The sequence below is a fragment of the Clostridium ljungdahlii DSM 13528 genome, assembly GCF_000143685.1.
GTDB classification, from domain to species: domain Bacteria; phylum Bacillota; class Clostridia; order Clostridiales; family Clostridiaceae; genus Clostridium_B; species Clostridium_B ljungdahlii.
Genome location: NC_014328.1, coordinates 856570 through 875800, shown reverse-complemented (window position 1 = coordinate 875800; position 19231 = coordinate 856570). Strand labels below are relative to the sequence as shown.

General features: G+C 29.1%; 15 protein-coding genes. 2 read left to right on the top strand and 13 right to left on the bottom strand.

What is annotated here, in order from left to right; genetic code table 11:
- Positions 1-29: 29 nt before the first annotated feature.
- From holA to CLJU_RS03870, 3 genes are all read right to left on the bottom strand, one after another.
- A complete protein-coding gene (gene holA / locus CLJU_RS03880) occupies positions 30-1055 on the bottom strand; it encodes a DNA polymerase III subunit delta (protein ID WP_023162895.1) in 1026 nt (341 codons plus the stop codon).
- Between the two features lie 17 nt (positions 1056-1072).
- Positions 1073-2851 carry a ComEC/Rec2 family competence protein gene (locus tag CLJU_RS03875; protein WP_013237454.1) on the bottom strand — a complete coding sequence of 593 codons (1779 nt, stop codon included), beginning with the start codon at positions 2849-2851 and terminating at the stop codon, positions 1073-1075.
- Positions 2852-2942: 91 nt separating this feature from the next.
- On the bottom strand, positions 2943-5531 hold the full coding sequence (locus tag CLJU_RS03870) for a cation-translocating P-type ATPase (RefSeq protein WP_013237453.1): 2589 nt from the start codon (positions 5529-5531) through the stop codon (positions 2943-2945).
- Between the two features lie 178 nt (positions 5532-5709).
- Here CLJU_RS03870 and CLJU_RS03865 point away from each other — a divergent pair, with 178 nt between their 5' ends.
- Entirely contained in the window at positions 5710-6468 is a 759-nt protein-coding gene (locus CLJU_RS03865) for a sulfite exporter TauE/SafE family protein (RefSeq protein ID WP_013237452.1), read from the top strand.
- 64 nt (positions 6469-6532) lie between these two features.
- Here the strand turns inward: CLJU_RS03865 and CLJU_RS03860 are convergent, their stop codons facing one another.
- From CLJU_RS03860 to CLJU_RS03845, 4 genes are all read right to left on the bottom strand, one after another.
- The gene (locus CLJU_RS03860; RefSeq protein WP_013237451.1) at positions 6533-7639 is read right to left on the bottom strand and encodes a LolA family protein; all 1107 of its coding nucleotides are present in this window, start codon (positions 7637-7639) and stop codon (positions 6533-6535) included.
- Positions 7640-7665: 26 nt separating this feature from the next.
- A complete protein-coding gene (locus tag CLJU_RS03855) occupies positions 7666-9114 on the bottom strand; it encodes a HAMP domain-containing sensor histidine kinase (RefSeq protein WP_013237450.1) in 1449 nt (482 codons plus the stop codon).
- 227 nt (positions 9115-9341) lie between these two features.
- Entirely contained in the window at positions 9342-9641 is a 300-nt protein-coding gene (locus CLJU_RS03850; protein ID WP_013237449.1) for a ribosomal protein L7/L12, read from the bottom strand.
- A 16-nt stretch (positions 9642-9657) separates the two neighbouring features.
- The gene (locus tag CLJU_RS03845; RefSeq protein ID WP_013237448.1) at positions 9658-10368 is read right to left on the bottom strand and encodes a response regulator transcription factor; all 711 of its coding nucleotides are present in this window, start codon (positions 10366-10368) and stop codon (positions 9658-9660) included.
- Positions 10369-10625: 257 nt separating this feature from the next.
- On the opposite strand from CLJU_RS03845, the gene CLJU_RS03840 reads away from it, so the two are divergent.
- Positions 10626-11552, top strand: a complete 927-nt coding sequence (locus CLJU_RS03840; protein ID WP_013237447.1) for a DUF475 domain-containing protein — start codon at positions 10626-10628, stop codon at positions 11550-11552.
- 445 nt (positions 11553-11997) lie between these two features.
- Here the strand turns inward: CLJU_RS03840 and CLJU_RS03835 are convergent, their stop codons facing one another.
- From CLJU_RS03835 to CLJU_RS03810, 6 genes are all read right to left on the bottom strand, one after another.
- Positions 11998-12909, bottom strand: a complete 912-nt coding sequence (locus tag CLJU_RS03835; protein ID WP_013237446.1) for a sensor histidine kinase — start codon at positions 12907-12909, stop codon at positions 11998-12000.
- Between the two features lie 47 nt (positions 12910-12956).
- Positions 12957-15575 (bottom strand): ABC transporter permease, encoded by a 2619-nt coding sequence (locus CLJU_RS03830; protein WP_013237445.1) that lies wholly within the window; start codon positions 15573-15575, stop codon positions 12957-12959.
- A gap of 5 nt (positions 15576-15580) precedes the next feature.
- Positions 15581-16264 (bottom strand): ABC transporter ATP-binding protein, encoded by a 684-nt coding sequence (locus CLJU_RS03825; protein ID WP_013237444.1) that lies wholly within the window; start codon positions 16262-16264, stop codon positions 15581-15583.
- An 82-nt stretch (positions 16265-16346) separates the two neighbouring features.
- On the bottom strand, positions 16347-17081 hold the full coding sequence (locus CLJU_RS03820; RefSeq protein ID WP_013237443.1) for an ABC transporter permease: 735 nt from the start codon (positions 17079-17081) through the stop codon (positions 16347-16349).
- On the bottom strand, positions 17081-17986 hold the full coding sequence (locus CLJU_RS03815) for an ABC transporter ATP-binding protein (protein ID WP_013237442.1): 906 nt from the start codon (positions 17984-17986) through the stop codon (positions 17081-17083). Before CLJU_RS03815 ends, CLJU_RS03820 begins: the two co-directional genes overlap by 1 nt.
- Positions 17987-18103: 117 nt before the next feature.
- Positions 18104-18781 (bottom strand): response regulator transcription factor, encoded by a 678-nt coding sequence (locus CLJU_RS03810; protein WP_013237441.1) that lies wholly within the window; start codon positions 18779-18781, stop codon positions 18104-18106.
- Positions 18782-19231 lie beyond the last annotated feature (450 nt).

The window sequence follows — 19231 nt, the reverse complement described above, 5'->3', positions numbered from 1 at the left end:
TAAATAAACCGGTTTTAACCGGTTATTTATTATGCAGTTGTATTTATTATCAAAAGTTCCATTTCAGTTTTCTCATCTATAGATAAACTCTTTATTCTCTTTTCTGTATTCAAACACAATGCCACTGCTTTTTTTAGTTGATTTATTGTAAACTTTTTACTCTGTTTTACCATAATGCTGTAACCATATTCTGATTTTATGTTTAATTCTTTCATAATTTCTTCTTTGGTTATTCTCTCTTCCAAGCACATTTTTATTTTAAAAAGAAGGTTGAACTGTCTCTCTACCATAGATAAAATATAGCTTATTTTATACCCTTTATACATGAGTTCATTTAACATGTAAAGTGCATCTTTTATCTTTTTATCAGATATTGCATTTACCAAATCAAATATATCCTCATCACCACTTCTTAAAAACATCTTTTTCATGTCTTCTCTTTCTATATTTCTTCCATAAGTGTAACAACACAATTTTTCTACTTCATTTTCTATTATACTCAAATTATTTTCGCTCATAAGGCTGCAGAATATCCTCAAATCTAATTTTTTTATATCTTTTCCACGCTCATAAAAAAATTCTTGAACTTTATTTTCCAACTGTTTTCCCTTTACTTTATCAGCTTTTACAACACAAATGTCCTTGTCAACACTATATATTTTTCTTCCTGGTTTATCCCTTTTACTTTTAAATACATAGTAAAATATTAAAATGCAGTACTTAGGTAGGTTTTTCAAGTAACTGTGTATGGTCTTAAATTCAGTGGATAATTTATTTTTATCTTCACCAAAAAAAGAAGCTCTATATACAAGTACAACTTTTTTTTCACTCATAAAAGGCAATGTCTCACAGGCATTTATTACGGGATCAAAACTTTCAAGGGAACTTCCATCAAATTTCATATAATTTAAATCCATAAAATTAGGATTTATAACTTTTTTAATTAAAGCTTTTATATTTTCTTTTATAAGTAGTTCATCTATACCACAAAACAAGTAACAATTCCTCAAATCTCCCTTTTCTAAATTTTTTTCAAAGGTAAATATGTCTATCAATTTTACTCACTTCCATTTTAATCGCATATTGTAGGTATTCTAAAAATCATATTAAATATTATAACATAAGAAGTACTACCTTCTAGTGGATTCTCATACTTTTTAGTTGAATTTTTATTTTGGGATTTAATTCTAGGAATGAATATGCAATTATTTCTACTAAAAACTTCGATATCATTTCTATTTCCATCATCAAATAGAATTTGAAACTCCTTATTTTTTACATGAAGTTTGGAATTCATATCATTATCTATATTTAAATAGGCATTACTATTTATTATATAGGTAAAGTTTTTTACCGGATTGGTTATTACCTTTCCTATATACTGATCATCTTTTATATTTGTTATCCAACTGGAATGAAAGTCATCATAGCTGCATATCATAACTTTATTTATTCCCTGTTTTATAATTGCAGCCTTTCCATTGTCATTATTTATAAAAGTTATATTCATAAATGGTGCATAAACTCCTAAAAATACTAAAATAAAACATACTATTGGAACATATTTTAATTTTCTATATCCTTTTTTATACATTAAAAAACTTACAAATACTGCAATAAAGGCAAGTCCGTCTATATACTTTAAATATATAATTTCAGGACATAGTTTTAAAACAACCATATTGGCACCATCTATGGCAGTAAAAATAACCTCCATAGCTTTACACAATAATTTAAATAAAGGTTCTACAAAGCATATACAAAGCACAGCATTTCCTAAAACAACTATAATTGAAAAAAGGGGAAGCAAAAATAAATTGCCAATCATAAATCCCCAACTGAAATTTTGAATTGTAAAAGCAATATAGGGTAGAGTAAATATTTGAGAACTAAAAGTTAAACTCATACTGGAGGCCAATTTTTGTGGAAGCATAAAAAGTTTTCTATAAATTTTCCCATTGTACAGAAGTATTCCAAGAGTTGCTAAAAATGAAAGGTCAAATCCTAAATCCACTACATAATATGGTTTTACAGCTATTAAAATCAGAGCTGACAAGCTGAGAGAGGATATGCTATCATATTCTTTAAAAAATTTTTTTGATAATTTGAATAAGAATATCATTATAAATGATCTCATAGTTGCAGCTGCCATACCCGTAAAAAATACATAAAGTGCTGATACAATCACAGCTATTTTAAGTCCTACTATACTCTCCAATACCTGGTATATTATAGCCATATGAAAACCTGATACACTTACTGCATGAATTACTCCAAGCTTTTGAAACTTCTGCATTTCATCTTGACTAATGTATGAAGTTTCACCATAGCATAATGCCATAACAAGAGCTGATCTTTCTTCGCCTATGACTTCTTTAAACCTTTCATATATATTTCTTTTAAATTCATATATGGAGTATATAAAATCTTTTTTTCCAGTCTCATATTTTTTTATATAGTAAGTACCTATTATACCTTTTTGTGCATTTAATTCCCTTTTAAAATTACCATATACCTTTATACTCTCTCCTTCTTTTAGCTTATCCAATTTATTTTTTAGCATAATTTTTCTTCCTCTATAGTCTCCTATAAAATAGTAGTTTTTCTTTTCCACTACCCTAATTTGAGAAGGATCTTGAGGCCGTATATTAAAATACATATTGAAACTTACCACTCCAAAAATAAAAAAAATAGCATTTAGAATACAAAATTTAATTTTCAAGGTATAAAACATTATTATAAAAAAAGAAGCTGCTATTACTGCAGCTATAAAAACATTATCTAAAAATACTAAAGCGGACAAAGACCCTAACGCCAAGGAGATAGAATAAAACACCAGTGGTCTTTTCATATCTTCCTTAACCTATTGTAGTAATAATCATAATATAATAAAGTCAAAAAATCCACCTCCTGTTACTTTATATTATCCAAAAAATAACAGGTTAAACATATTCATTTTTACTAAATTTATAGACCATACAAAATATAAGCCAAACGGCAGTGCCAATTAAAAAAATCTTCCAGTAATTTATGTCAAATAAAATTTTAAAATTTCCTAAAACTAATATACCAATAAACTGAACAATAACATTTATAATTACAATCGCATTTGAATATATGTTATTAAAAAATTTTTCATTTGAAAAGCTGTATACAAACAACACAGCACAGGTATTTAGTAACGAAATAGAAGTAAATAACGGAAATTCATTTTTTTGTATACTAGCAAAGTAGAAAACTCCAAATGCTAAAACTCCCATTAAAAATCCTCCAAAAACAATAAAGCTCATGTTTTCTTTAATTATATCTTTATCAATAGTATACGTATCATAGTCTCCTTCTTCTTCCTTGTACTGACACATAAGAGCTAGAGATGATAAAAATACAAGTACGCTGTTGAACCAGAGTGATTCCACAATCATATTATTTGAAATATTAAGATCGAACAACAAACTTATCATCAAAAACGCGAAAAAACCGGTACTACAACTTATAATATATAAAATCATTTTTTTTATCATATGCATAATTTTTCTTGAATCTTCTATGGTATCTATAATACTCATGAAATCCATGTTTTCTGTAAATATATCACATAATTTTTTCACTATGTTGCTTTTAGTATTAGTTATTCCAACATTAGACATTTTAAGTGCAGGCAAATCCGTTAGCTTCCACCCAGTTATAGCAGTTATATATCCATAGCTTTTTAAAGTCTTAACTATCTTTACTTTATGCTTAGAATTTATCATAGAAAAAATACTAACCTTTCCTCCTATACGTTCAAATTCTTTTTCTGTCATGTTATCTATTTCCACACCAGAAATTATTTGTGAAAGCCTTGATACAAAATTTAGCTTTTTTCCTACAGATAAAGCTGTAAGTTTATTATCTTCTGTAATTATAATAGGCTTAATGGAAAGTGAAAGGGCCTTCTTTATAGAATTTACTGCATTTTCCTTGAGCATATTATCAAAACCAATTAACCCTACAAAAACTAAATTACTCTCAATATTTTCTTTAGGACTCGGTTCATAGTTAAAATTTCTGTAGGCAAATGCTACAACATAAAGGCAATCATTAGCCATACTAATATCCGCATCTTTTATAGCCTTTATATCTTCTTCTGTTATCTCAACTTCTACACCATTTTTCATCATATGAGTACATCTATCTATAATAGAATCCGCTGCTCCCTTTACATGAGCTCTATATTTGTCATCCATTCTATTTACAGTTGTCATTATACGTCTTTCACTATCAAATAAAATTTGAAATATTCTCTTATGTCTTTTGTCTAAATCTTTTTTATCCATTCCATTTTGTTGACAAAATTTTATAAGAGCCTGCTCTACTAAATGTTCTCTAGAATTTTCTATATTACCATTTATAGATTTAACATCATTACATAAAAGACCTATATGCATCATCCTATACAAGCTTTCATGTATGCCATCCTCTAAAGATTCCTCACTAATATCAATAAATCCAGTACTTCCATAAGCTTTTACAATATCCATTTTATTTTTAGAAAAAGCCCCAACTTTATCTGTACAGACAGTAGATATCTCTGAAAGCTTTTCCACACTAGATAAATCTTTAAAATTTATGTTCTTTTTTTCTAGGTTTTTAAATAAAATAATTCCCATAAGTAAAATTATTACTGAAAACGTCTGAGGCAAGGAGAGTAAATATACATTTGCCACTCTCTTTAAGCTATAATATATTTCGTGATGAAATATGTAATTGGATACTCCTCCAGCAATTAAAAGACCAAAAATTAAAATTTCACTAAATATATTAAAAATCTTATTGAGTCTAAAACCAAAAGATTTCCTGTCCGCTTCTTCTTTCAGTAAAAGTTTTACCATGTTAGCTACTTGAGTATCCATTCCCACAGCTATAACTATCCCTGTACCATCTCCTGAAACAACAGAAGATGATTTAAATAATACATTTTTCATATCTGAAAGTGTCAGTTCATTATCATCTATTTTAGATTCATATTTTTCGGATATAAAGCTTTCTCCCGTAACGGAGCATTCATCTATTTTTAAATCATTGCTTTCTATAATTCTCATATCAGCTGGTACTAATTGCCCCTGTTCAACTATAACTATATCTCCTACTACCAATTCTTCAAAAGGTATCCTCATAGTTCTTCCATCTCTTATTACCCTAGCTGTTCCAAAATTTAATTTTCTCAGCTCTTTAAAATTTCTTTCTTCCTTATATTGTTCTAGTGCTACAGCAAAAATATTTAAAAATACTATAAGCAGCGACAAAAATGTCTGTATAAACATACCTAAGTAGGAAAATATGGCAGCAAATAAAATTAAAGATATAACCCATATCTCCTTAAACTGCACCATAGTAAGATGAAACAAACCTTTACTATTCGGCATAACAATGTGATTTTTCCCATACTTTTCCCTAAGAGGGGTAATTTGATCTTCATCAAGTCCATAGTATGTATTGCTATTTAATTCCTTTACTATTTCACTCCAGGAGCGTTTGTACCACTCAATCATATATTAACACCTTCCATTTCCAGGTCTAAAGCTATTAGCAATTTATACTTAATACAATTATCATCTTTTTAATAATCGTTTAGTTCTATTACATACTTTAATATTACGTCTAAAATATGGTATAATGCAAACATTATGTTAAGTTTTTTTCATATTTACTTTGAAAGAAGGAATGATGTTGGCAGTACAGATAATACTTGTAATGTTCATAGTTGGAATTGCACTTGGATTTGTAGGGGCAGGTGGATCTGGATTTATAATATCCATTTTGACTGTAATTTTTGGTTTTACCATTCATGTATCCCTTGGAACTGCTTTAGCTGCAATGATCTTTTCATCCATATCTGGAGCTTTTAGTCACTATAGAGAAGGCGATGCTGTACTAAAAGTGGGACTTGCCGTAGGAATTTTCGGAGCTATTGGATCTTGGACTAGCTCTAATTTCTCTGCAATTATACCTGCCAGTGAACTAAAATGGATGACTTCAGGGATGTTATATTTATCAGCCTTAATTTTATGGATTCGTATGTTTATTATAGAAAAAAGACATTCTTCTCAGGATAAAAATTCTTTACCTAATGGCATGAGTTTTTGGATACGTGCCTGTGGAATAGGACTTGTTACAGGTACCATTTCAGGTTTATTTGGCATAGGATCTGCTTGTTTTATTCAAATCGGATTGATGTTTATTCTAGGTATGTCAGTACGTCAATCTGTAGGGACTACTATGATGGTAATTATACCAATTGCTTTAGCTGGAGGAGCAGGATATTATCACTTAGGATATTTAGATATACATCTTCTTATTGAAGTAGTTGTAGGTACAATAACAGGTTCCTATATAGGTGCTAAATTTACAAAACGAGTACCTATACCAATATTAAAAGTTGCAATGCTTTTAGTTCCTATTACAGCCGCCACATTACTTATAATTTAAATTTTTTATAAGTAATCAAAATAGAGACAAGTGATATAATTTATCCCTTGTCTCTGTTTGCTTTTTATTTGGAATGCTCCAAGCTCTCTACTATTTTCTTTGCCTGCTCCATGTTCATAGAAGGGTCTTGTATGAGCATATCATAATTAAAGCCATCTTCACTCCATGATATGCTTTTTACATTATCCTCCATAGAAGTTCCCTTTTTACCTCTTATAGTAATATCTTTTTCCCCATCAAGTTTTAAATCGTCTTTACTAGAGGGTATTTTGTTATCATCAAAAATGATAGTTGTAAGAACTAAGGCTTCTGCTCCATTTTTTTCATAGGTCTGATTTATCTCTTTGTGCTTAACTGCCTTCGCATCCAAGTAGGTAATACTTTTCAATTTATATCCGGACTTTTCATTTAAAGTTAATATAGGTTTTCCTGCTATTTTTTCTGCTTGCTTCATATCAATTTTATTTTGATTAACTTTTTCATCAATCTGTTCTATCTTAACATCAGAAGGTAGCTTTTGGGTAAATAAGCTATTATCAAACTTAGGTGAAAAATCAAGCTTTGTATACTCCATACTTGATTTGGTATTAGCATTTTCCGACGTATTTTTTACTAAGAACCAATTGTCCTTATCTATCCAAAAATTCACTTCTCCTATTAAACTCTTTTCCTGTTTTGGTTTAGCAAATATGTGGTAAGTTTTAAATCCATTTACAGTTTCCTCACCTTTATAAATCAAAGTATGAGTTTTTGATATTGCGTTAAGTTCCTTCATAAGTTGAGATTTATAATCAACACTGTTTTCAGTTAAATCGCCATCTGCTTTCATAGTCATTGCTTTTTTTTCTTTTTCCATGTATATGAGCATTTTGCCTCCATCACTTGTAGATATCACTTTACCTGATTCGTTGTCAACTTCTACACGCCTTCTTATTTTATTGTTTGAATTATCTGTCCATTCCTTTATAGTACCATTCATAACTGCCTTACCATTTTCATAGTTCTCCATCTTTGCCTCTCCGTAATAGGATTTAGGCTTTTCATAGGCAGTCATAGCCTTACTTATAACATCTCCTGGTATTATAGTATCCTTTTTTAGTCCATCACATCCACTAAATATACCTGCTGTTAATATCCCCATAGTCAGTATTGCTATAATTTTCCTTTTCATAATAAATTTCTCCCTTCAATATCTGTTTAATTTTTAATCATAGGTATAGCACATATAAAAACAGTACTGCTTTCTTCTGAAAATACTTTTACTTCACCACCATGTTTTTGTATTACAAGTCGTACAATACTTAATCCAAGTCCTACACCTTTCCACATATTTTTACTTCTAGAATCATCACTTTGATAAAATGGCATAAACACTTTTTCCTTTTCCTTATCTTTAATTCCACTTCCTTCATTTTTGATTAAAATCAAAAGCCTTTTTTCTTTCCAGCTTCTTATCTCATTTTGGAAATTAATTTCAAGCCAATTAGGAAGTTCCTCATCAGGTGAAAATGCTCCCATGTATATGGCTCCTCCTTCTTTTGTATACCTAAACGCATTTGCCATTAAATTATCTATTACCCTTGTCATTTGTCTCACATCTACATTGTACTTGCCATTTACTTCTATATTTGAAGTAAGTTTTATTTCCTTTTTTTCGCAGGACTTGTCATATCCTGAGAAAAGCATTTCAAATAATTCTGATCCTTCAAGTTCTACAAACTTCATTTTATAATCTGTTGTAAGGAGGTTGTACATCATTAGATCATCTATCATGTTTTTCATATAATCACTTTTGTGAAGTATAATAGAAACTTTATTTTTTAAATCTTTCATATCCAGGCCTTCTTCACATTCCATTGACTCCGCATAAGCTCTTATTGCAGTAAGTGGCGTTTTTAAATCATGAGATATTGCAGATATCATGTACTCCTTAGATTTTTGCTGAAGTTCTATAGTTTTTCTTTTTTCTTCAATATCATTTTTCATATTGTTAAAGTGGTTTATGAGCTCTCCTATTTCATCACTACATTTGTAATTTAAATTATCCTCATCTCCAACAGCAAACTTATTCATACCTTCTATTAAGAGCTTGATAGGCTTATTAAACTTTTTATTTAAAAGAATTACTACTAATGCGAATACAACTAAAACCATAAATATAAAACATAAAATGACTAAAACAGTTCTATAATTTACAGCTTCAATAAAGTCATCTCTTGTCATAACTATTTTATAAAGTCCAACTAATTTACTATCTTTAAATACAGGCATTTTCAAAGTATTGGCTTTAGTTCCTGTTTGTATTTTATATAGATCAGAATAAAGTTCACTCTTGTCAATATATCCTAACATGTTATCATCTGATGAATATATCTGCTGACCCATTGCATTATATACTTCTATTGCAACAGAACTTTTATCTTCATCCATTACAAATTTTTTATTCATTAAAGAGCTTCCATCGTATATATTTGGATCATCAAGTACTTTCTCATATGCCTTAAATTTGCCCATGGTAGATATATAATTCATAACCTGTGTATTTCTGTTGTAACCATTTATAATTACAAACAAGATTAAAGCTAAAATTATAGGGGTCAACATAACTGCTAAATGAGATAATATAAGCCACTTTTTTAATTTCATATCTTTCTCCTAACCTGTACAATATCATTATACAAATACTTTTTATTTCTTTATAAAACTTAATAATTTCTTTATAATTAAGAAAAAAGCCATATCACCCTGCAAAAATACACATTATGATACAACTTTCTTATATTTTGTTAAAAACTAGTTAGTAAATTAATGTATCCATTTCATCTATTTTAAAAACAGCTCCTACACATTCTGGAAATCACATGTTAATTATATTATTCATGCCTATCTTGATCCTTATTTAGTTCTTCTTTCAAACTATCGATATATTTCTTGGCTTCAACTAAACCGCACCCTGTAGACTCTCTATATAATTTAATTGCTTTAATTCTTTCATTCTCTAAAATAAGCTTTTTTAATTCATCCTTTAATGTATCAAATGCTCCTATCTTTCTAGCAATCCTATTCAAAGTTGCATTCATTCTCATATTATCACTTCGTATTTGGCTTATATCAGCCACTATCCATATTAAAAATCCTACTGCCGCAAGTATTAGAACAATTTTATAATCCATAATTTCACCCCCCTATTTAACCAATACTCTTTTCTCCTATAAACTTATAACCTACCCCCCATACAGTTTTTATAAAAGTAGGATTTTTACTACTGTCCCCTATTTTTTCTCTAAGTTCTTTTATATGTACAGTTACAGTATTGTTTCCTTCAACATCCATACTCTCCCATATGTGATGATATAACTCTTCTTTTGAAAATACCTTATTGGGATTTTGTGCCATAAGACTTAAAAGTTCAAATTCTTTTATAGTCATTTGAATTTCTTTTTCATTCACAGTAACCTTTTTTTCTTCAGGTATTATAATAAGTCCATTTTTAAATTTTAATATTCCATTTACGGCAGATTCTCTATCTACCTTTTTATACCTTCTTAAATGTGCTTCAATTCTTGCAGAAACTTCAATCAAACTAAAAGGTTTTGTTATATAATCATCTGCTCCAAGCTTTAATCCTTTCACTTTATCCATTTCTGTTTGCTTTGCACTTATTATCACTACAGGTATATCTTCATTTATCCATCTTATATTTTTACAAAGAGTAAAACCATCCATTTCGGGAAGCATTATATCTATCATTACAAGTGCAAATTCATATGTTTTAAAATCTTCTAACCCCTCTTTGCCACTTGATGCCCAATTAACTTCATACCCTTCCTTTTCAAGGTGTTCCTTTAATATGTTTGCAATTGCCTCATCATCTTCAACTATCATCAGTCTTTCGCCCATTAATAAAACCTCCATATCTATTCTTTAGAATTATAACATGAATCTTCCTTATTTACATTATTAAGTGATTCAAATATTTGATACAGATAAAGAAGTAATAAAGGCTAAAAACTTTATAGTTCAAAGCAATATATCACATTCATATATCAAAATAAAAGACTTAAAAAAATAGAGAGCCAATGTATGATATTTTGTGAGTTATGTTATAATAAGTGTTATCAAAAACCTGAATTTTTTATTTGAAAGGATCAATTTTTATGGGAATTATATCAATTATTTTGATCATAATAGGCTTATGTTTATTTGAGGTAGTTTCAAGTATAGATAATGCTGTAATAAACGCTGAAGTTTTATCAACCATGTCTGAAAAGGCAAAAAAATGGTTCTTATTATATGGAATATTATTTGCAGTATTTATAGTAAGAGGATTATTACCTTGGGCTATTGTATGGGCTACAAATCAATCTCTTGGTCCTATTGGAGCATTAACTGCAACTTTTTCAAATGATCCACATATAATAGAATCAATAGAATATTCAACACCTATACTTATGCTTGGAGGCGGGGTGTTTCTTGTATTCTTGTTTCTCCATTGGTTATTTATTGAAGATAAGCATTTAGGACTTGCAACTGAAGAATTCTTTCTAAAAAATGGTACTTGGTTTTATGCTGTTGTTTCAGTTATTTTAGTTGGTATTGTAGCAGCAGCTTTAAAATACAATCCAGTACTTGCTTTATCGGCTGTAATTGGATCATCTGCCTTTTTTATAACCGATGGATTTAAAAAAAATGCTGAAGAAAACGAAAAAAAGTTAATTGACAATACTAGCGAAATGTCAGATATAAGTAAAATATTATACTTGGAGATAATAGATACTACATTTTCAATTGATGGAGTTTTAGGAGCATTTGCATTTACAATGTCAATCCCATTAATTATATTGGGTAATGGGATTGGTGCTATTGTTGTTAGAAAGATTACAATGGGAAGTATAGAGAAAATTAAAAAATATATTTATCTCAAAAATGGTGCTATGTACTCGGTGCTATGTCTCGGCATTGTTATGGTTCTTGAAGGGTTTCATGTTGAAGTACCTGAATACATTTCACCTTTACTTACGATTTTAATAATAATGTTTTTCTTCTTTAAATCAAAGATCTATGCTGAAAAAAATCTGTCATAAAAATTAAAATAAATGTTAATATGTACTTAGTTTAAGTCCGTAAATATTTTTATTTCTACTTTGCCCCTGGTTACACGGATGCTCCAATTACCCCTATAAGCTTAAAAAATCTATTAAATAAATAAAAAATTTTTAGTTTGCTACTCTCCAGATTTTGTCTCTTACAAAGATGTCATTGCAGTTAACTGACGACAGATAGCAGCTATGAGACGTCAATAGATTTTATAAAAAATTATAATACGTTTAAAATATATAGATGCCTTAACTTGTAAATATAATTTCAAGGGGCTGTGGCACTAAGCAATTTACATACGATATGTTGACTTGTGAATTAGAAATCAATACAACATATTGTAGTATTTACTTTAGTGCGACAGCCCCTTTTGCTCATAATGTGTACACAAAATTATTTTCGTAGCCAAACTACATCACTTTTATATATTTATTAAATTTTAGGTAATAAAATAGATATTGAGAATTTGCCATCATCATAAGAAGCTTCTATTGTTCCATTTAACCATCCAGTAATTTCTCTGGCTATCGTAAGCCCTAATCCTGTAGTTTTTTTATTTCTAGATTTATCTTTTGTATAAGAACGTTCAAAAATATAATCTAAATCATCCCTGGTCATAGGTTCACTAAGATTAGAAAAAGTAAATATATAACTACTGTCTGCTTCATGGATTTTAAAGCAATATCCTCCATTACCATGTACAATTGCATTAAATAAAATATTTGAAAATATCCTTTTTACTGCCTGTTCATCTCCCTGTATTATACATGGTTTTTCTGGCAAATGAACAGTTGGTTCTTGTCCCTTTTTATAAAAATCATCATAGTACATGGCAAGTGTATCTACCAAAACTTTTTTTGCATCTATAGGCACATGTTCATAAGTAATATCACCTGATTCAATACGTACATACTCAAATAATTGTTCTAGTAGTATCTTAACCATATTCTGCCGTTCTAGTATTATTGCTAAATACTCTTGGTATTCTTCCTCTGTAACATTTGTCTGGAGCATTTGAACATATCCACTAGCAGTTGTTAATGGTGTACGTAAATCATGAGAAATATTAGTTATACTCTGTCTAAAATTTCTGTTTAATCTTTTAATTTTTATACGAGACATTCTTATATCTCCTATTAAATTATTGAGTTGATTAACCAACTCCCCAATATCTCTTTGCTTTACTACTACCGTCAAAAGTTCATTGGTATCTTTTATATTCATAATTTCCTTTAATTGTTTTGTAATATGTTTAATATTCATGCGATAATATAAATGATAAAAAATAAGCATGACAAGCATGAAAAGGGACAAAAAAGTTGTAACTATCCAAATGTTTTTCATATTAACTCCTTTATATTAACTACCTTGTGCCTATACAAAAGCTAAAATTATACTACTTCATCTTTCATTGCCTCTATAATATTATTTTGTTTAATTGATTTAGAAGAAATCCAATATGACATAAATATAGACATAAATATTATCATAACATAAACCAAAATTGCCGTACCTGGAAAAACAACTATAAATTCATTCCACGTTATTGATGTTAATCTCAACATATAAAAACAAATGATAAATACAACTGGAATGCCAATAATAATTGGTTTCAATGCAAAAAATAGACCTTCTAATGTCAACATTTTATTTAATCCTTTAGGTGTTACTCCAACTGATCGCAGCATAGAAAATTCTTTCTTATGCAGTCTAATATTATTTGAAACAGTTGAAAATGTATTGAAAATGCCAATTATTCCAATCATTAAAGCAACAGCAAAAACGCTAATTGAAATAGCTTTCTGAACAAGCTCTCCATGATGCTTTTCGTCTACTAAGCTCCATATTGTAAAATCCTGCGATCCTAAGTAGGAATTACAAATTTGTGTTAGCTTTTTCTTTACATTTGGACTTGCCTTATCTCCCACTAATAAATCAATTGACATTATATTAGCTTCAAGCTCACGACTTAATGAAAAATTACCAACTATCTGTTTATAATTTTTCATAGGAATAATTAAAGCTAAACTGTATCTATTAGTTTTTATGTCACTTGGAGAAACTCCTGTAACATCACCTACTTTAATCTTGAATTTATTATTTGTTTGCATGTTATCTTCTACTTTTTCATATAAAAGCATTTTACTTCCAGCTTTTGTATTTAACAAAGGTAATAGTTTCACCTCATTAGAATTATCTGGTTTATAATGTGTGCTATTTAATAGTATACCTGTTGCTATATCTTTTTTATAATATTTTCCCGAATTAGTACCAATTTTTCCACAATACTTCTTAAAGGCTTCATCATTCAATCCTACTAAATTCACTATAATTCTATATCTGCCATTTTGTTTTAATACGTTGTACTTTTTGTAGTCAACTCCAGCAAATCCACCAGCTTTAGCAAAAATTTTTGACTCCTGATTTGATGCTAAATAAGTTGATGTACGTACTTGCCTTCTAATTACACTGTCTTTAACTTCAGGTAGAGATATAATTTTATTAATCATTTTTTCATTTGGCTCATCAATAGTATTTAAATTAAGGGTAATGTCATGGCTAACTATTTTCTCGTTCTTAGAATTCGCCAATTTATATATTGAAATAATATTAATATAGGCTGCTATTAAAATAAAACATATTGAAATAGATAAGGTAGCTGTACGTAAACTCTTCTTATTGGCTGAAGCTTGAGAACTTGCTAGTTCACCTTCTATACCAAATATTTTTTTAATCATTGAATGATTTTTTATTTTTGCCATTTTGATATTCTGACGTATTCCAGAAACAGCTGACACTTTTGCCACTTTTCTTGCTGGAATATATGCAGAGGTTAAAACAGTAATTAATGAGATGATTACTGAAAAAGCAATTACTATGAATGAGAAAGAAACATGTATGTTACTATAACCTTTTTCAACACTAAGAATTCTATTGACTTTAGAAAATACACCATAACTAAAAACATATCCTGCAATTAAACCAATTGGTAATTGAATAAGCCATAGCAAAAATCCTTCATAAAGAACAGAATATTTAATTTGTTTTGGAGTTGCTCCTAAGCTTTTTAGAATACTCAATTCCTTAATTCTGCTATTAGCAGATAGTGAAAATGCATTATAAATAATAAGAATAAACGTGCCCATGACTAGTAAAAATAAAATTATTACTATAGCCATAATTAGAACAAATTGGGTATTTGCGTCACTGTTATTACTAATTCCATATAAATTTAGCAATTGGTTATTATACATAACATTATATTTTCCATATTTATCTTTAGTTACTCCAGAATATTGCGCGATTTGTGGCAATGTTTTATATATTTTATACGGATTATTAAAGAGCATATAAACAGTTAGTTTGTCATTTTGTTTGATATCTGAAATGTTTAAATATCCCATTGCAATATACCCTGGATAAGCTGAACTTCCTGAAATGTCTAATTCACCAACTATTGTATAAGTCTTAGTTCCATTTACCTTAAATGTTTCACCTAACCTTTTATAAGCTTGAGTTTTAAGTACTTTATTGTTTAACATTCTATTTCCTATTGGAAGCGTTAGCTTATCACCAATTTTGTATGCAGGATTATCTGTAAAAAATAATTTTGATACCACTATTTCCCCACTTTTTTTAGGAAGCCTGCCGTGTATAAGCTCATTTTTCAAATTCATATCGTGCCAAAAATTTTCATCTGCATCTCTCATTAAAAAATATGGAAGTTTTGTATCAGAAAGCTTAGCAGTAACCCAAGTTCCTTTAACCATTGTAGTTTTAACAGCTGGATCTTTTTGAACTTTTTTAAGTTTATCTCCAGATATATCCTCTCTTAATTCTCCTTGCCAATAACCTCCATTTTTAATTGTTGATGTTACCTTTGCTCCCCACATAGAGTAAATAAATATACAAAGCGAACATAGCAAAGCCGATGCAATTGTTATAGCCACTAATATAGAGATTGTATGCCTCTTATTCTTTTTTATTTGGTTATAGGTGTATTCATTCATTATTTTCACTGCCCTATCACCTCATCTGAAACTATTTTTCCATCAACAATTTTAATACTTCTATCAGCTAAGGTGGCAATTTCTTCGTCATGTGTAATCATAACAATTGTCTGCTTGTACTCCTTGTTTGAACGTTTTAAAAGATCAATAGTTGTTTTGGTGTTTTTTCTATCAAGATTACCAGTTGGCTCATCTGCCAAAATAATAGACGGCTTACACATTAGTGCTCGTCCTATAGCAACTCTTTGCTGCTGACCACCAGAAAGCTGATTTGGAAAATGATTAAGTCTTTCCGTCAAACCAAGCATTTCCACAATATTATTAAATTCTTCTTTCTTTGGTTTCACATTATCTAATAACATAGGTAAAAGCATATTTTTCTCCACAGTAAGAGTAGGAATTAAATTATAAGATTGATATATTAATCCTATTTTTCGTCGGCGAAATAAAGCAGACTCTGTTTCGTTCATAGCCGAAATATCTGTTTCATCTATATATATTTTCCCTTTTGTAGGATGATCTACACACCCTAGCATATGGAGAAGTGTAGATTTTCCCGATCCACTTGGTCCAATAATTGAAACAAATTGGCCTTTTTCTACTCTCAAATTCAAGTTATCTAATGCAGTAACCTTTGTATCACCATTTCCATAAATTTTCGAAAGATTTTCTGTTTTTAATATATCCAAAATATTCTCTCCTCTCTTCTTTACCATACATTTTCAAAGAATTTATGATTTATCTAAACATATTTTTGTTCCTTCTTGTCAATCAATCTACATCTCTCTTTGAGAATAATAAACTAGATCCAAAAACTGTAATTATTCCAATTAACAAAAATACAATTGAATAATTCACAACATCCTCTGGTTTTGAATTAAAACTAACTATGGTATTACGCATATTTGTAAGAGAGTATTTTTTAAAAACATCGTTCTTTGTTAGCAAAGTAAGCAGATTTACTATGAAGCTGCTGCTTGCCACTAGCAAAATAGAAACTATAATTGTAACACCTTCATTTTTTAATAAATAAGCCAAAAAAGTACCAATTCCTGATGTACCCCAAAACATGCAAATCATTCCAATATTCATTCGAATAAATGCAGCCGCATCAACTTGTCCTAGTTGAAATAGCATTATAGTTGATAATAAATTTAAAATGCCAAAACCTAATAAAACTATTGTAATAACAGAAGACATAGCTATATACTGTCCAAGAACTAATTTCCATCTGGCTATTCCATGGCAAGTCATTTGTCGTATATTGCCATTGGCATATTCAGCAGTAATCATACAAGCCACAAATATGAGAACGATATAGAAAATAAAATCTACACTATAAGATTCTTGATAACTAGAAATTCCTGTTCCTAACATCTGGGATTTTGTCGCAGTAGACACTGAAACAAAGGCAATAACATTCATTCCTAACAATATAATTGAAACAGCATAAAAAATCCTGCTTCTAAATATTTTATAAAATTCACTAAAAATTACATTCATCATTACTTATCGCCCTCCATCAACTTTACAAAATATCCTTCTATATCATTGCCTTCTAAGCAAATCCTTGATACTAAAATACCATTCTCAACCAATTCTTTATTAATTTGTTCTGGTATATCCAAGCAATCATAAATGCAAATTTTTCCTTCATCAAATACTTTAAAATTTGAGATGTTGATGTTATTTTTTAAAATGTAAGCTGCTTTTTCAGAATTATTCACTACAATGGTAAGACACTTTTTGCAGCGTTCTTCCAATTCTACTGCTTGAAATTCATCAATAAGTACTCCTTTATGTATGACTCCATATTTTGTCGCAAGCTTAGCAAGCTCCCCTAAAATATGAGAGGAAATTAAAATAGTAATTTCATTTTCTATATTTAGTTTTAATAGTAATTCTCTAACTTCTTTGATACCAGAGGGATCTAATCCATTAATAGGCTCATCTAGGATAAGAAAATCAGGATTACCTAATAAGGAAATTGCAATGGATAAACGCTGTTTCATGCCAAGAGAAAAAGCTTTAGTTTTCTTTTTACCTGTATTTTGTAAACCAACCAAACCTAGGACCTCATCCACATTACTATAGTCTGTAATACCAAGCAGTTTATCATAATAAATCAAGTTTTGCTTTGCTGTCATGTCAGGATAAAGTGCTGGCTGTTCAATAACACATCCCATTCTTTTTCTGGCCTTTTCTAAATTGCTACTTTCAAACAGTTGAATATCCCCCTGTTCCTGATAAATGAGTCCACAGGCAATTTTCATAATTGTTGTTTTGCCTGCACCATTTTTCCCTATCAAACCGTAAATATCGCCCTTTTTAATATTAAGATTAACCTTATTTACAGCTATTTGTTTTCCGTATTTTTTAGTTAAATCATTAGTTTGTAATACTAAACTCATATATTTTTACCTCCTTCTTTCTAAAATAAAGTATTATCTAATGCTATATTTAAATAATAAATAAAAGGTATTAAAATAGAATTTAGAATTTATCAAGAAAGTATCAAGTTTTATCAATTAATTATCTTGCATTTTATATCCTATTCCCCAAACTGTTTTTATATATTCTTCTCCATGTTTCAATTTATTACGCAAATTACTAACATGTACTGTTACCACTCTTTCATCCATAATATATTCTTCAGACCAAACACTCTCAAATATATTCTGCTTGGTAAATACTTTCCTGGGGCTACTAATTAATAATTCTAATATACTATATTCTTTTGCAGTAAGTTCAATAGGCTCATCATTAATAGTTACAATATGATTTTCACTATCTAAAATCAGATCTTTAAATCGGAATATGTTGGTTTTATCTATGGTCATACCCTTATTCATTCTTCTTAATACTGCACCTATCCGTACAATTAATTCTTCATTGTTAAACGGCTTTGTTATATAATCATCTGCCCCATCTCGAATCAATTCAAGTTTAGTGTTTAAATCATCTTTTGCCGATACACATATAATAGGAATTTGGAACTGTTCGTTAATCTTCACTAAAATTTCTTCCCCACTTAATCCTGGCAGCATTAAGTCCAATAAAATTAAATCAAAAGACTCTTTTTCTAATAATAAAAGCGCCTCTGTACCAGAAAACGCAGCTACTACTTCATATTCATTTTTTTTCAATAAAGTTTGTACCATTTTATTGATTTTAGGATCATCCTCTACAATTAATATTTTATTCATCCTTCTCTACCCTTCTATAAATAATCTCAATCGATTATACTTTTTAATCTATTTTATATTAATGTAAATAACCTACATAATATTATATCAAAGAATTTTTAAACCCAATAACATAACTTTCAATTTATTAGATATATTTATTAAAATTGTTTAATTAAGTTATGTGTATAAAATTATTTTGAGAATATAAAAAGGATAATGTATATGGACTGCGTCCTTTTACTTTTTATGAAAATATATTTAAAATTTATTTAAAGACATAGATATAATTTACGGTAAATTTAATCCATAATATTCATTTTTATGTGAATAAATGTGGATTTAAAATTTTAGAATATTTAAATAAAAACCATCCTGAAACACATACAAAAGAGGATGAGAGTTCACCAGGAGGAGAAAACTTTTTTAGGTTTGAAAAGGTAATGAAAGGATAAACTTAATTCATTAGTT

Bases quoted from the DNA above. Each gene is read 5' to 3' on its own strand.
- CLJU_RS03850 (WP_013237449.1), bottom strand. From the start codon at position 9,641: ATGGATTATAAAATTGTTCTAATACTTGCGGCAGTAGGATTTTTAATA.
- CLJU_RS03820 (WP_013237443.1), bottom strand. From the start codon at position 17,081: ATGATGAATGTAATTTTTAGTGAATTTTATAAAATATTTAGAAGCAGG.
- CLJU_RS03845 (WP_013237448.1), bottom strand. From the start codon at position 10,368: ATGGGCGAAAGACTGATGATAGTTGAAGATGATGAGGCAATTGCAAAC.
- CLJU_RS03830 (WP_013237445.1), bottom strand. From the start codon at position 15,575: ATGAATGAATACACCTATAACCAAATAAAAAAGAATAAGAGGCATACA.
- CLJU_RS03855 (WP_013237450.1), bottom strand. From the start codon at position 9,114: ATGAAATTAAAAAAGTGGCTTATATTATCTCATTTAGCAGTTATGTTG.
- CLJU_RS03835 (WP_013237446.1), bottom strand. From the start codon at position 12,909: ATGAAAAACATTTGGATAGTTACAACTTTTTTGTCCCTTTTCATGCTT.
- CLJU_RS03875 (WP_013237454.1), bottom strand. From the start codon at position 2,851: ATGAAAAGACCACTGGTGTTTTATTCTATCTCCTTGGCGTTAGGGTCT.
- CLJU_RS03860 (WP_013237451.1), bottom strand. From the start codon at position 7,639: ATGAAAAGGAAAATTATAGCAATACTGACTATGGGGATATTAACAGCA.
- CLJU_RS03810 (WP_013237441.1), bottom strand. From the start codon at position 18,781: ATGAATAAAATATTAATTGTAGAGGATGATCCTAAAATCAATAAAATG.
- CLJU_RS03870 (WP_013237453.1), bottom strand. From the start codon at position 5,531: ATGATTGAGTGGTACAAACGCTCCTGGAGTGAAATAGTAAAGGAATTA.
- CLJU_RS03840 (WP_013237447.1), top strand. From the start codon at position 10,626: ATGGGAATTATATCAATTATTTTGATCATAATAGGCTTATGTTTATTT.
- CLJU_RS03815 (WP_013237442.1), bottom strand. From the start codon at position 17,986: ATGAGTTTAGTATTACAAACTAATGATTTAACTAAAAAATACGGAAAA.